At 71.6% G+C, this 12,375-nt stretch carries 17 protein-coding genes; 6 read left to right on the top strand and 11 right to left on the bottom strand.

Annotated elements, in window-relative coordinates:
• Window positions 1-98 precede the first annotated feature (98 nt).
• The 10 genes from ACZ6X9_RS25020 to ACZ6X9_RS24975 form a co-directional block, all read right to left on the bottom strand.
• Window positions 99-986, bottom strand: a complete 888-nt coding sequence (locus ACZ6X9_RS25020) for a bifunctional DNA primase/polymerase (RefSeq protein WP_469780233.1) — start codon at window positions 984-986, stop codon at window positions 99-101.
• Between the two features lie 91 nt (window positions 987-1,077).
• Window positions 1,078-1,422 (bottom strand): hypothetical protein, encoded by a 345-nt coding sequence (locus ACZ6X9_RS25015; protein ID WP_469780232.1) that lies wholly within the window; start codon window positions 1,420-1,422, stop codon window positions 1,078-1,080.
• The gene (locus tag ACZ6X9_RS25010; RefSeq protein ID WP_469780231.1) at window positions 1,419-2,039 is read right to left on the bottom strand and encodes a hypothetical protein; all 621 of its coding nucleotides are present in this window, start codon (window positions 2,037-2,039) and stop codon (window positions 1,419-1,421) included. Before ACZ6X9_RS25010 ends, ACZ6X9_RS25015 begins: the two co-directional genes overlap by 4 nt.
• A gap of 93 nt (window positions 2,040-2,132) precedes the next feature.
• Window positions 2,133-2,369, bottom strand: coding sequence for a hypothetical protein (locus tag ACZ6X9_RS25005; protein WP_351503556.1), 237 nt, complete (start codon window positions 2,367-2,369; stop codon window positions 2,133-2,135).
• Between the two features lie 25 nt (window positions 2,370-2,394).
• Entirely contained in the window at window positions 2,395-2,589 is a 195-nt protein-coding gene (locus tag ACZ6X9_RS25000) for a hypothetical protein (RefSeq protein WP_469780230.1), read from the bottom strand.
• 17 nt (window positions 2,590-2,606) lie between these two features.
• Window positions 2,607-2,858 carry a hypothetical protein gene (locus tag ACZ6X9_RS24995; protein ID WP_469780229.1) on the bottom strand — a complete coding sequence of 84 codons (252 nt, stop codon included), beginning with the start codon at window positions 2,856-2,858 and terminating at the stop codon, window positions 2,607-2,609.
• Window positions 2,859-2,997: 139 nt separating this feature from the next.
• Window positions 2,998-5,076, bottom strand: a complete 2,079-nt coding sequence (locus tag ACZ6X9_RS24990) for a cell division protein FtsK (RefSeq protein WP_469780366.1) — start codon at window positions 5,074-5,076, stop codon at window positions 2,998-3,000.
• Window positions 5,077-5,210: 134 nt separating this feature from the next.
• Entirely contained in the window at window positions 5,211-6,473 is a 1,263-nt protein-coding gene (locus ACZ6X9_RS24985) for a hypothetical protein (protein WP_469780228.1), read from the bottom strand.
• Window positions 6,443-6,730 (bottom strand): hypothetical protein, encoded by a 288-nt coding sequence (locus ACZ6X9_RS24980; protein ID WP_469780227.1) that lies wholly within the window; start codon window positions 6,728-6,730, stop codon window positions 6,443-6,445. Before ACZ6X9_RS24980 ends, ACZ6X9_RS24985 begins: the two co-directional genes overlap by 31 nt.
• 91 nt (window positions 6,731-6,821) lie before the next feature.
• On the bottom strand, window positions 6,822-7,205 hold the full coding sequence (locus ACZ6X9_RS24975) for a hypothetical protein (RefSeq protein WP_469780226.1): 384 nt from the start codon (window positions 7,203-7,205) through the stop codon (window positions 6,822-6,824).
• Between the two features lie 329 nt (window positions 7,206-7,534).
• Between ACZ6X9_RS24975 and ACZ6X9_RS24970 the strand changes: the two genes are divergently transcribed.
• Window positions 7,535-8,323 carry a GntR family transcriptional regulator gene (locus ACZ6X9_RS24970; RefSeq protein ID WP_469780225.1) on the top strand — a complete coding sequence of 263 codons (789 nt, stop codon included), beginning with the start codon at window positions 7,535-7,537 and terminating at the stop codon, window positions 8,321-8,323.
• Window positions 8,317-9,084, top strand: a complete 768-nt coding sequence (locus tag ACZ6X9_RS24965) for a glycosyltransferase family 2 protein (protein WP_469780224.1) — start codon at window positions 8,317-8,319, stop codon at window positions 9,082-9,084. Before ACZ6X9_RS24970 ends, ACZ6X9_RS24965 begins: the two co-directional genes overlap by 7 nt.
• Here ACZ6X9_RS24965 and ACZ6X9_RS24960 read toward each other — a convergent pair.
• Window positions 9,074-9,814 (bottom strand): GntR family transcriptional regulator, encoded by a 741-nt coding sequence (locus ACZ6X9_RS24960; protein WP_469780223.1) that lies wholly within the window; start codon window positions 9,812-9,814, stop codon window positions 9,074-9,076. The genes ACZ6X9_RS24965 and ACZ6X9_RS24960 overlap by 11 nt on opposite strands.
• Before the next feature lie 80 nt (window positions 9,815-9,894).
• On the opposite strand from ACZ6X9_RS24960, the gene ACZ6X9_RS24955 reads away from it, so the two are divergent.
• The 4 genes from ACZ6X9_RS24955 (at window position 9,895) to ACZ6X9_RS24940 (ending at window position 12,153) form a co-directional block, all read left to right on the top strand.
• Window positions 9,895-10,182, top strand: coding sequence for a hypothetical protein (locus tag ACZ6X9_RS24955; RefSeq protein WP_469780222.1), 288 nt, complete (start codon window positions 9,895-9,897; stop codon window positions 10,180-10,182).
• A 417-nt stretch (window positions 10,183-10,599) separates the two neighbouring features.
• Entirely contained in the window at window positions 10,600-10,806 is a 207-nt protein-coding gene (locus tag ACZ6X9_RS24950; protein WP_469780221.1) for a hypothetical protein, read from the top strand.
• The gene (locus ACZ6X9_RS24945) at window positions 10,803-11,579 is read left to right on the top strand and encodes a GntR family transcriptional regulator (protein WP_469780220.1); all 777 of its coding nucleotides are present in this window, start codon (window positions 10,803-10,805) and stop codon (window positions 11,577-11,579) included. Before ACZ6X9_RS24950 ends, ACZ6X9_RS24945 begins: the two co-directional genes overlap by 4 nt.
• Window positions 11,548-12,153, top strand: coding sequence for a hypothetical protein (locus ACZ6X9_RS24940; RefSeq protein ID WP_469780219.1), 606 nt, complete (start codon window positions 11,548-11,550; stop codon window positions 12,151-12,153). Before ACZ6X9_RS24945 ends, ACZ6X9_RS24940 begins: the two co-directional genes overlap by 32 nt.
• Window positions 12,154-12,375 lie beyond the last annotated feature (222 nt).

Genomic DNA, 12,375 nt, shown 5'->3' with positions numbered 1-12,375 from the left:
CCATCAACTCGTCGGCGGTCCAGGCGGTGCGGATGCGCTGCTGGGCGGGTTGGAGGGGCTGAGGCTCCGCGTGGGTGGAGTAGAGGTGTGGCTGGGGTTCAGTCATGCCGCCCTCCGCGCCACGGTTCGCGGGCGGCGGCCTTCAGGCCCGACGCGATCGTGCGCCGGGCCTCGCGGTCGCCCTGGCCGACGCGGAGCGCGGCCACCACCAGCCACTCGGTCACGTCGGCGGCGCTCAGTTCTCCCCCGGCCACGAGCTGCCCGAGGGCGACGGCCGCGAGGTAGAGGGCGTTGTTGTGGCCGTGCGCCGGGGAGTTGGCGACCTTGGCTAGCTCCCCGTTCACGGCCGCCTTGAGGTAGCCACTGCGGCGGTCGGAGCCGAGCGTCACGGTCACGGGCTCCTGCGGGGGCAGGCTCGCCGGTCGGAGCAGGTCGAGCAGCCAGCAGGGCAGCGGGGCCAGGTCGACGTCGACGACGCGGGTGTACGGCTTGCCGTTGACGATGCTGCCGGCGCCGACGACGCAGCCGCCCGCCGCTCGCGTGTCGATCTTCCATCCGAGCGCGCCCGCGGTGTTGCGCAGCTCGACGCCCTGCGGCGCGGCGAAGTAGAGGTGGGTTCCCCCGCCGGCCGTCCGGACGGTGTGAGTGTCGGTCGGGAACGGCTGCCCGTGCTCCGCCGCGAGGTGGGACAGCGCGTCCGCCCCGGTGGTCACCTTCGACGGCGTTCCGGCGGGCGGCAGGTCCTGGCCGTGCTTGGGCACGTCCAGGTCGATCACGACCAGCTTCGACGGGCCGGTGGCGATGCCGACGTTGAAGGGGGACGCGGTCCACCAGCGGGAGATACGCGTGACGTCGGTCGTCGCCCGCCGCTCCCACGCTCGCACCGCCGGACACTTGCCGCCGTGCCGGAGCGGGAAGACCTTCCAGCCGCGCTCGGCCGCCGCAAGGGCGGCGTCCAGCAGCGGATGGAGGCTGTTCTGAGGCATGCTGGTGACACCTCCTGTGTCGTGGTTGGGATGGGAGGCCGGGGCAGCGGGCGTCCTTGACCCGTCGACCGCTGCCCCGGGATTCGCAGACCTACGAACGGCTCCAGGCCAGGTAGGCGTGGCGGACGTACTCCCTGTGGTCGTCTGCGGTGACCAGTTCGAAGCCCCTCGGACTCAGCCCCTCGTGCGTGGCGTCGTAGCGCACCAACTGGAGCGCCACGTCGGCGGCGGCCTCGATCGCCGGCGCCGCCACCTCCGGGGCGTAGTTCGCCGCCTCCTTGATCGCGATGCGGTCGAACACGGCGGCCTTGCGGAGCCAGAACTCGCGGTCCGACTCCGGGGTCCGCTGCCTGGCCACCCAGCCGACCTCGGCGATGATGCTGGGGGCGTCCGCGTACGCCGTGGCGGGGTCGGGGGTGGACGCTTCCGTGGTCACCAGATCTCCTCGTCGTTCCTGCTCGTGGTCATGAGGGCGAAGTGGAGGGCGCTCTCGGCCTGCTCGCCGAACGCGTACGCGGCGTCGGCGAGCCCCACCGCGAACTCGTCCGCCCCGCAGCGCGGCTCCGCCCGAGCCGCGTCGGCCTCGTCCTGGCGCTGGAGGAGCACGCGACGCAGCTCGACGAGGCGGGGGCCGCCGTTCCACCCGCCCAGGAGGCCGGTCGGGTCGGGCAGCCCAGTGGCCGGCAGCGCGTACTGGTTCTTCTCGCGCTGGAGTTCGGCGCGGTGCGGGCGCTCGCCCCGGAGTACGGCCAGCGCCGCCGCAGCCGCACCATGGGCGTAGGCGAGGGCGGTGTTCTCGTACAGCCGCTTCGTGCAGTTCTCCAACTGCCGGTACACGTCGGCCAGCTCGCACACCGCGGCGTCGTGCGGGCGGAAGAAGGGCGCCCCGGGGACGTTCAGCTCACCGTTGACGGGGAGCAAGCGGTGCGGGTCGACGCCCCAGGCGGCGACGCGGGCCGCGTCGTTGGCCATGCGCAGCTCCCTAGCCGCCGCGCCGAGGGCGAAGACGCTCTCGGTCAGGCTCTGGAACCAGGCAACAGCAGGCTTGGTCACGAATGGTCCTCCCTGCTCGTTCGGGCCGGGCTGTCCGGTCCTCCGCACGGCCTCACCTCCGGCGGAGGGGAGTTGAGGCCGCACGGGGGGCCGTCAGCGGAGGGCGTACCGGCTGGTGTCGCCCTCGCCGGCCGCGTCCAGCAGGGCGCGGAGGTCGCCGCCGACCGCGGCGAGGCGGTGCTCGATCGCCTGCCAGGACTCGGGGTCGATGGCCATCAGGGCGGCGATGGCGACCGGCCCCTTACCGCGTTCGAGGGCGCTGAGGACGTCGCGGAGTTCCGCGGCGGCCATCAAGGAAATGCGGGGGACGGTGGTCCGGCACTCGCACATGGGCGTCTCCTTGTCGGTTGGTCGGTCACTTGCCGAAGTCGCGGACCGCGCCGCTCAGGGCGGTCATGATCTGGTCGATGGAGCCGGCCGCGCCGGTCCGGGAGAGGTAGAAGCCGAAGAGGGCGGCCACCACGGCGGCGCCGATGCCCAGGGCCTTGAAGCGGAGGAGCAGGGCCAGGAGCACGCCGAACAGCGCGAGGGCCGAGATCGACACGAACACGGTGGGCTCCTTCGGAGTCAGCGGGTGCCGTCGCGGTGGACCCGCGAGGCGAGGTTGTAGAGGTGGCGGCCGAAGCGGACGCGCTTGCCGTGGCCGCGGCAGCGGCGGCAGTCGCGACCGCGGGAGATCCGGCCGCGGCGGTTCTTGCGAACCTGGAAGCCGAAGCCGCGGCACTTCCGGCAGGCGCCGAGGGGGCTGACGGCGCAGAGCGCGGCGTAGCACAGCGTGATGAGGAGCAAGGCGGGTATAGCGGAGAGGGCGGAGCTCATCAGGGGCCTCCCGGGCCGGTTCACGGACGTGCTCAGGGAGGGCCGCTAACCGCTAGCGGCCAGGTCACAGCAGCTTCTGGGTGCTAGCGGGGCCGCTAACGTTAGCGGGGTGCACTGCTAGCGCCGGCGGCCCCGGTGGTCATCCCGCTTCCTGCCTTCCGTCACGGTCGGCGACGGTTTCGACGATGTCGGCCCGGACGATGCCGCGCCGGTTGACGACCTTGCCGTTAAGGCGCCGGCCGATCTGCACGGTCTCGATCCCGAAGGGCTTGAGCGCGGCGGTCAGTTGCTCAGCCGCCCAGCCGGCGTAGACGTCGGGCCGCAGCTCCTCCAGGCGGCCGACGACCGTCTCGTTCCAGACCTTCGGCTCGTTCGCGGGGACGACGGCGAGGATGTCGCGGAGCAGGTCGAATGAGGTGACGGCTTCGGCGACGGGGTCCGCGCCGAGGGCGTGGCCGGTGAGGGTGCCCGCCGCTTCCCGCAGCGCGTACGCGCGGGCCACCACCACGTCGGCCGCCGGGGCGTCGACGTACGCCGCGCCGACGATCCGGGCGTCGGCACCCTCGCCGACGAAGTAGTGGATGCCCTTGTCACCCCACGCGAACATCGTCGCCCGGACGCCCCGCTTGTACGTGGAGGTGCCCAGCACCATGTCGTTCTCCATCTGCCCCATGACCTTGAGGCACCACCGGTTGGAGGCGTTCGCCGAGATGCCGGTGGGCAGGGACCGCGCGTCGGGCCGCTGGGTGGCGAGGAGGAGGGTGATGCCGAGGGCGGGTCCGCGCTTCGTCAGGTCGGTGCAGATCTCCTCGAACTCCTTGCCGTGCTTGGGGTGCTCGAACCACACCTGGCACTCGTCGGCGCCGATCACGATCGGGTGCAGGCCCAGGGACTTGTTGTCGGCGAGCTCGCTGGTGACCTTGGACTCGGGGCAGAGGTCCCGCGGCAGGTTGCGGATCACCTTCGCCCGGCGGCGCAGTTCCTCCCGGACGCCGCGGAGCACGGCCAGGGCATAGTCGATGTCCTCGTCCTCGTCGCCGGCGCGATAGCTGTGGGCGACGCGCTCCAGAGGGCCGAGGTCGCCGGTTCCCTTGAGGTCGAAGGCGTGCAGGGTGGCGCGCGGGTCCAGGGCGGCGACGAGCAGGAGCAGCCGGAGGAGGAACGTCTTTCCCATGCGCGGGATGGCGCCGACGATCCCCGAGATGTACATGAGGGTGACGTCGACCCAACGGCCGCGCTGGTCCGTGCCGTAGGGAGCCGGCTTGAACAGGTCGACGGCGCCGCCCTTCAGCAGCGGCCACGCCGGCTTCTTGGCCTTCGACATGTCCTGGTCGCCGACCCATAGCACGAGCCGGCCGGTGTGCTCCTCCGGAACGGCTTCGGGCCAGACGCAGCCGAGCGGCCGGCGGAGACCCGACGCGAGCCGGTCGCGGCGGTCGATCACGTCCGTGACGGTCACGCCGTACGGCAGGTCGCCCTCGGCCCGCCAGCCGGGGCCGTCCCGCGTGATGGGGGCCGTGAAGACGAAGCCGTCCTGGCCCTTGCTCTGCGCCTGGCCGATGGCGGAAATGCCCAGAGCGCCGAGGGCCCGCAGGACGATGTCGCTGGTGAGCTTCTGCGTCTTCGGCGTCTCCACGGCGCGAGTGATCACCGGGGCGTCCGCCGGGGTGCCGAAGTGGCCGAGCGCCAGCGCCAGGGCGCCGAGGGAGACGGCCTGGACCCAGCCGGGAGCCAGCACGTACAAGGCCAGCGCGGTCCCGAGACCGACGAGCGAGGCCAGGACGGCGACGAGCGTCCGCAGCCGCACCCGGCCGTCCCGCTGCCGGCAGAGCTTGAGGTACTCGCCGACGTCCTCCCGCCGCACCGCGGCGAGCCGGACCGGCTCCCCTTCGGCGTCGGACACCCACCGCATCGCCCCGCCGACGAAGCGGGCGGCGCCGCGCGGGGCCTGCAGGGTGAGGCGCGCGGCGTACACCGGGGAGCGCCACAGGTGGTACGCGGTGACGTGACCGTAGTGGCCGGCGGCCCAGGTCGCGGCGGTCTTCAGCTCCGCCCGGTCGCGCATCCACGACGGGACGATCGGGCGGCGCTTGGCGCCGGTGATCCGTGCCATGAAGCCGGGGGCCGCCGGGGCCGGACCGTCGACCATGACCGTGGTGTCGGGGTCCTGCGTGACCGCCTGGGAGCGGGCGGCGCGGACGTCGTTGAGGTGGTGCACCGTTCCCTCGTCGCCGGTGCGCTGGTCTCGACCGTCGTCCTTCTCGTGTCGCACTGACAGTCCTTCCTTGTGGGGCCCGGCGCAGCCCGTCAAAGGGCATGGCAGGACCGGGGTTTCCGCGTGCAGGAGGGGAATCAGGAATCGGCCGCGTCGGGCAGGGCTTCCCCTTGGCCGTTCACCAGGGCGAGCTGTCCGGCGCCCGGCCGCCGCCCGCGCTCGGTGTCGAGCTTCACGAAGACGCCGTGCACGTAGCTGGGCGCGCGGGTGGCCCGCTTGGCCGTCTCGCGGACGCTGAGGCCGGCGGCCCAACCGTTCTCGATGACCGCTTGAGCGTCGGCGGTGCTCAACTTCGCGGCCGGCTCGTCTCCCTCGGGACCTACGGGGTGTTCAGGTGAACGGTCCGGGCTGTTCACCCTCTGGCCTGCGGAGACTTCGGTGGTGCGGAGCAGATGCGGGTACCCCTGCCGGCGGATCGCTTCCGTCGCCTGGCGCATCTGGTCGCGCACCTGGGTGGCCAGGGCGGACGCGGCGGGGTCCGGCGCGGAGTCGGCCCACGGCGAGGGGAGTTCGACGGTGGCCAGCCCCGCCGCGTGCCGCCGGGCGGCGAGCTGTTCGAGCAGTCGGCGCCGCTGTTCGGCGTCGATGCCCACGGACGCCCGCGCCACCGCCACCGCGAGCCGCCGGTTGAGCCGCCGGCCGCGCCGCGTCGCGCGCTTCTCCGGTGCCGTGTCGGCCAGGCGGGCGGCGAGTGCGACCGCCCGGGCGGTGGCCCGGTCGCGGGTGATCTGCGCCGCGTCGCGGTTCCGCTCGGCGACACCGAGGTGCGAGAGGAGCCGTTCCCGAAGTTCCTTGCCCAGCACGGCGACAAGACCGTGTGACTTCGCTTCCGGGCGGCGGTGGCGGAGCTCGATACCCATCGCCAGGTGCCACAGCATCGCGGCCATGACCGGCCCGACGAAGGCCCGTACGGTCCCGCCGACCGCGCCGGATTCGGCGTACGCCGGGATGACCTGCACGCCGGTGATCACCCAGACGAGCAGTCCGGGGGCGCCGGGCGCTCGCGTCGGCCCGTTCAGGTTCTGCCGGGCCATGAGCGCGGTGGCGAAGAGGGCGAGTTCCGCGGCCGCGAACATCGCCGCCCGCTCGGTCGCGCTCCCCATGTCGAGGTAGTCGGCGGCGAACCGCCAGCTGGTGTCGGCGCTGTAGGCCGTGCAGCCGGCGGCGGCCAGCGCGGCCACGACCACGGCGGCCGAACCGCGCTTCCGGCCGGCTCGCCGACCGCGCAGCCCCCGCCACATCAGCCAGACGGCCGGGACGGCGGCCGCGGAGCCGACGGCGGGTGCCCAAGAGGGCAAGGACGCGATCATCACGCCGCCCTCTTGGCCCAGTTCGGCCACGCGTCGATCTTCACCCTCCACAGCGCGGTGCTGTTGAGGTGGGCTGCGTACAAGGCGTCCTCCGCCGCGACCTCGTCCGTCTCACCCAGCTCCAGGAGCTCCGTGAGGACGGCCTCGGCCACCGCCAGGCGGGCCGCCCGCTCCTCGGCGGTCTCGCCCGGGGTCCCGTGGAAGAGCTCCCTGAAACCGCCCGGAAACGGCTGGCGCCGGACCCGTAAAACCTCGTTGACCTGCTGGTCTTCTACGTACGAACGCATCGTCTCTCCTGCGCCGTCGGTGGTGGGATGGAGAGCCAGGCGGTGAGCCTCCGTTGACCCGTCGATCACCGCGCCGGCCCGAGTTGGGCTGTCAGACGCGGAACCGCCGGGGCCGCACGAGGCGGCGCGTGAACCCGTAGAGGTACGACACGGCCATGTAGCCGCCGAGGCTCGTCAGGCCGACGACGAGCCAGTCCGCGCCGAGCCCGCGGACGGTGTTGCCGCCGAGGTAGGCGACGAGCAGGGCGAGCGTGAAGACGGCCACGGCCACCACGGCGCGCCCGGTCGTCATCGGCTCGGACCGGCGGGCCACCATCTCGACGTCGTTCGGCTCGACGAGCCGGACGCCGCCGGTGACCTGCAGGGCAACGAGGTTGCCGGTCGGCTGGGCGGCGATGCCGGTCACCGTGCCGAGCGTCATGCTGCCGCGGTCGCGGACCACGTCACCGATCGAGAGCTTGATCGCGCGCTTCATCTGGGTCCCCCCATGGGATCAGAAGCCGGAGACCGGAGGGCGGTATGTGCCGCACCGGTGCGGTTCCACTGCGGCTCACCGGCCGGAAGGCCAGGAGACGCGCCCCTCCGTCGCCGCCGCTGGTGGCGGGCCCGAAGGGGATCACTCGTCGCCCTGATGCGCGCGCCGGTAGGCAGTCGTCACCAAGGGCCGAGCAACTCATCAGGAGGTCCTGAGGAGAACTCCTCTTTATGAGTTGCGTTGACTATGGCGGACGTCTCCCGACTCGTCAAGACCTCTTGATGACTCGTATGCTGAGGGCCATCGCACGACGGGATGGGTGAGCACCAATGGCCAAGGCGTACGAGCGCATCGCGGACGACCTCCGCCAGTCCATCCGCGCAGGTGAACTCGCCCCCGGCGACCGGCTCCCCTCCGAGGCCAAACTCGCCGAGCGCTACCGCCGGAGTGTCCCGACCGTCCGGGACGCCCTCCGGCTCCTCCAGGCCGAGGGACTGATCGACAAGGAGCACGGCCGGGGCAACTTCGTCCGGCGTCCGCGCACGTTGGTGCAGCGTTCGAACCTGCGCCACCAGTGGGAGAAGGACCGAGTCCGCGAGCCGGAGGAGAAGCGCGCGGAGACCGGAGCCACCGAGCACGACACCGGTCTGGAACTCCCCGACCTGGAGTTCCACGCGGCGTACAAGGAGATCCCGGCCGACGAGGAGCTCGCGGAGGCGTTCGGCGTTCCCGAGGAGACAACTCTCCTGGAACGCACCTACCGCACCCGTTACCGGGCCGAGAGCGCCCCTTTCACCCTCGTGACCTCCTACCTCGTCCGCGACATGGTGGCGGCGAACCCGGCCCTGCTGGACGCGGAGAACGAGCCCTGGCCGGGCGGCACCCAAAGCCAGTTGTTCACGGTGGGCATCGAGCTCGGGCGCATGGAGGAACGCGTCACGGCCCGCCCCCCGACCGCGGAGGAGGCGGAGGAACTCGATCTTCCGCCCGGGACCGCCGTCCTGGTCCTCCGGAAGACGTCGATCGACATCGACGACCGCCCCGTGGAGATCTCCGACGTCGTCCTGCCCGGCGACCGCACGGAAATGCTCTTCACCACTCCCCTGGAAAGGTGGTGACCGCCGTGCGCCGGCTCGTCATCATTACGGCCGTCCACGAACCCGCCGCTCCCTACCTGGCGGATGCCTACAAGTCGCTGTGTGCGCAGGAACTCCCGGACGGTTGGGAGTGGCACTGGGTGATCCAGGAGGACGGCACGAGCGACGCGGTGGCCCCGCACATACCGGACGACCCTCGCGTCACCTTCAAGCAGGGCCGGCCGGGCGGCCCGGGCGTCGCCCGGATGATGGCCCTGGCGCACGCGGACGGCGAGTACGTCAAGGTGCTCGACGCCGACGACCAGTTGACGCCGGGCGCTCTCGCCCGCGACCTGGCCGTCCTCGAAGGCGACCCCACCCTCGGGTGGACGACGTCCCGCGTGCTGGATCTGCTCCCCGACGGCTCGACGTTCGGCTTCGACCAGGACCCGGACGAGGGGCCGATCGAGCGCGGTGAAGTGCTGGAACACTGGCAGGCGCACAGCTACCGGGCCCAGGTCCACCCGGCGACCCTGTTCATCCGCCATGATCTGCTGCTGGCCCTCGGCGGCTGGATGGCGCTGCCGGCGTCCGAGGACACCGGGCTCCTGCTCGCCCTCAACAGCGTGGCCCGCGGCTACTTCACGCGGGAGGTCGGCCTTCTGTACCGCAAGTGGCCCGGACAGGCGACGAGCCAGGCGACCCACACCGACGCCGGCGAACGCGACGCCCGCATGGCCGTCATCGAGGCACGCGCCCGGGCCCTGTCGTACTCGAACTGGCGCTACCCCGCTACGGGTTGACCGGCACCTCGTACACGATCTCACCGATCGACACCGGGACGACGATGTCGGCGGTTTCCACCGGCCGACCGTCGTCGCCGTAGTACGTCCGCCGGACGCGGGTGACGAGCGCTCCCCGTTGCACGCCGAGGAGGTTCGCCTCCTCGGCGGTGGCCTGCCCCGCCTGCACCGCTTCCTCGGCGTGGCTGACGGTGACCCCGATCTCGGCCATGCGGGCGACCACGCCTTTGCCCGCCAGCGGCCCACCCTCGGGCAGCACGACGATTGTGGCACCGGTGAGGCTGTAGGGCTCCCAACTGGTCATGAGCTGAGCGGGCCGGCCGTCGACCATGAACTCGTAGGTGGTGCGCACGCACAACTCGGCGACGTCGATCGCCAAGCGGGCCGCGATGTGGGCGGGCACCGGTAGCTTCGCCTCGCTCTGGCTTTCCCACGTGACCCGTGGGCCGAGCCCGAACACGTCGCCGGGCTTTCCGCCCCGCCAGCACGAGCGCAGTAGACGCGCTCGCTCCCGCGGCTTCGCCACGTACGTGCCCGAACCCGCGCGCCCCTCCAGAACGCCCTGGGAGATCAGGAGTTCCTGCGCCCGGCGGACGACATTCTCGCCGACACCGCATTCCTGGGCAATCTGGGCGCGGGACGGAAGACGCGCCCCGGGCGTCCACTCCTGATCCGCGATGCGCTGCCGAAGCACGTCGGCGATGCGGAGGTAAGGCGGCTGCTCACGCATGTTGGAAATCTAGTCCACTAGCTCTAATCTAGTTAACTAACATCACGCCGTGTAACACCGCTGTGACGGAGGACCGCCTTGTGCCCTCACCCGAAGCTCGTGCCGAAGCGCTCGTACGCCGCTTCGCCGCAGCCGGCCTCACACCTCGCAAGAGGGACCGCGGCAACCACACGCTCATCGAGATAAAGGTCCCGGACTCGGCGTCGCGCTCGCGCCAGTCCTGGCAGGAACTTCTGACGCTGCTCGGAACGGCCGACTGGTTCGGCCTCGCCAGCAGCCGACGCGGCCTCGTCGCCTGGGCCGCCGTCCGCAAACCCCCCCGCCCCGCGGCCAACACCGCCCGGGGCTCCCACCGCGATCAGCCATAAGGAGCTGACAGGTGCTCGAACGACTTCGCGCCGCCTACGGGCGGACGCGGCAACGGCTGTTACCGCCGTCCAGCGCCGCCGGGACCCCGGGCCACCGCCGGGTCGGTCCGGCAGAGGAACGGGCAAACACTCCGGCGGGCCGTCCGCCGCGAGAAACGGCTCAAGGTGCGCCCGCCCCCACGCGGCCCTGCACGCGAGAGGCCGTACTCGCCCGCCCCATGTTGCCCGCCATGCTCGGCTGCGCTCAGCCCCGGCTGAAGCGCTACCCGGGCACGCTGCTGGCGGCCCGGTGCGACAACGCGCCGGAGGCATACCGATGATGCCGCCCGATCAGCGACCGGCTGCCTCGCCCCACCGCTTCTTCGACTGCGCGCCCCGCTTTCACGGCCAGACGCGGAGCGACGAGGGAGGCGGCGCGTGAACACCGTGTACACCCTCCTCGAAGTCACCGCGGCGACGGTACGGCGCGGGGACCTCATAGAAATCGGTAGCAAGCAGTTCAAGGTGCGGAACCTTGTCGACGTGCCGGGTGGCGGCAGGCGCGCCTACTTCGGCTCCGGCGAAGCCTTCGTCTTCCGCCGGGGGACCCGGCTGTTCGCGATGCGCGCCTTGAGGAAGTGGTGACGTTGACCCTTCGCTATCAGCAAGTCGTCGACGAGCTGCGTCACCGCATCAGCTCCGGTACGTACAAGCTCGGTGAACGTCTCCCCTCGGAGGACGCCCTCGCCGCCGCCTTTGACGTCGGCAGGCCCACCCTTCGGGACGCGTTGGAGGTACTCCAGGCCGAGGGCCTCCTGAAGAAGCGCCACGGCAGCGGCACCTACGTGACCCGCCCGATGGCGCCCGTCCGGTACTCCCCCGGCGGCCACACAGGGCAGGCACACGCCGGCACGCACAGCGTGCTCCGCACGACCATCAGCGTCACCCACATCAAGGCCACCACGGAGCTGTCAGCCCTCTTGGGCGTCTCAGCCGGAGCCCCGGTAGCCAGGTACCGGTACCTCAACCGCGAGGGCGAGATCCCGCACAGCGTGGCCCACGTCTACATACCCCAGTCCGTGGCGGACAGAGACCTTCGGGAGATCCGGGTGGTCCGCTCCCCGTGGGGCGAGGACGTCCGGCGGCTCCTCGCCAGGGCCGGAGTGCGCGTGGAGACCAGCGCACAGCGCTTGACGGCCCGCCTCGCGACGGCGGAAGAAGCCAACCTTTTGCAGATCACCATCAGGACGCCGGTCCTGTTCATCGAACGTGTCTCCACCGACGCCACGGGCCGGGTGGTGGAGGCCGCGCACCTGGTGCTCCGCGGCGAACGGTCCGAGGCCCTGTTCACCGCGCCCGTGCCCAGCCCGGATGAGGAGGCGACCGATGACGGAACCCGCGATGTCGATGCCGATTAGGGCCGACTCACCGAGGGACCACGGCGCCGGGGCCGAACTCCGTCTGCTGCCCTGGGCCGGCTTTTCGAACAAGCCTCTTTACCTGGTAGGAGGCGGCCACGCCAGCTTCCTCGGTCGTATGGCCGACATGGTCGAGGAGGAGCAACTCGCCTTGGCGGACACCCTGCTGAGTCACGTGGAGGAGATCACCAACGACCCCGATGAGGCACCGGAGGGGATGCACTGCATCGTCAACCCCTTGGCAACGGCGTTGCGCGACGTCCTCCGGGTGGCCGTCAGCAGGGGCGTCCGCCTCACTGCGGCCCGAGCGCAAGGAGGACCCGAGAGAAGGCCGACGCTCCTCCCCCCGGATGACGAACGCTGGGAGGTGACGGCCAGCGCCGCGGGCCCCGACCGCTTCCAGGGCACATGTGAGGACTGCGGCGAGAAGCAGCCGGGGAGCACCCCGAGCGCCAGGCGGGCCCACACCTGGTTCGTGCGGCACGCCGAATCGACGGGTGACAGCACCTTCACGGTGACGGCATCCGAGTCCTTCACCCTCGGCCCCGTGACTCACAGATCACCAGACAGGTAGATAGCACGGACCAAGAAGGACGGGCGGGCCGACTCCACACGGAGCCGGCCCGCTCGGCTTGTGCGGTGGTGCACACGGTGTTGGGGCACGTAAGCCGCCTGGTGATCCATGCCTCTTGCACCGACCGGCCCCTGTCTCCGGACGGCTCCGCACCGTACGGTCGCGCACATGGGCCCTTCCTTAGGAACGCGCTGTCCACCGTCCGAGACCCACCTGATTCCA

The sequence above is a fragment of the Streptomyces sp. NPDC052910 genome (genome assembly GCF_055585605.1).
This window is presented reverse-complemented; position numbering and strand designations above follow the sequence as displayed.

Excerpts from the sequence above, each read along its gene's own strand:
- ACZ6X9_RS24940 (WP_469780219.1), top strand. The coding sequence starts at position 11,548 with ATGACGGAACCCGCGATGTCGATGCCGATTAGGGCCGACTCACCGAGG.
- ACZ6X9_RS24970 (WP_469780225.1), top strand. The coding sequence starts at position 7,535 with ATGGCCAAGGCGTACGAGCGCATCGCGGACGACCTCCGCCAGTCCATC.
- ACZ6X9_RS25005 (WP_351503556.1), bottom strand. The coding sequence starts at position 2,369 with ATGTGCGAGTGCCGGACCACCGTCCCCCGCATTTCCTTGATGGCCGCC.
- ACZ6X9_RS24975 (WP_469780226.1), bottom strand. The coding sequence starts at position 7,205 with ATGAAGCGCGCGATCAAGCTCTCGATCGGTGACGTGGTCCGCGACCGC.
- ACZ6X9_RS24980 (WP_469780227.1), bottom strand. The coding sequence starts at position 6,730 with ATGCGTTCGTACGTAGAAGACCAGCAGGTCAACGAGGTTTTACGGGTC.
- ACZ6X9_RS24995 (WP_469780229.1), bottom strand. The coding sequence starts at position 2,858 with ATGAGCTCCGCCCTCTCCGCTATACCCGCCTTGCTCCTCATCACGCTG.
- ACZ6X9_RS24960 (WP_469780223.1), bottom strand. The coding sequence starts at position 9,814 with ATGCGTGAGCAGCCGCCTTACCTCCGCATCGCCGACGTGCTTCGGCAG.
- ACZ6X9_RS25020 (WP_469780233.1), bottom strand. The coding sequence starts at position 986 with ATGCCTCAGAACAGCCTCCATCCGCTGCTGGACGCCGCCCTTGCGGCG.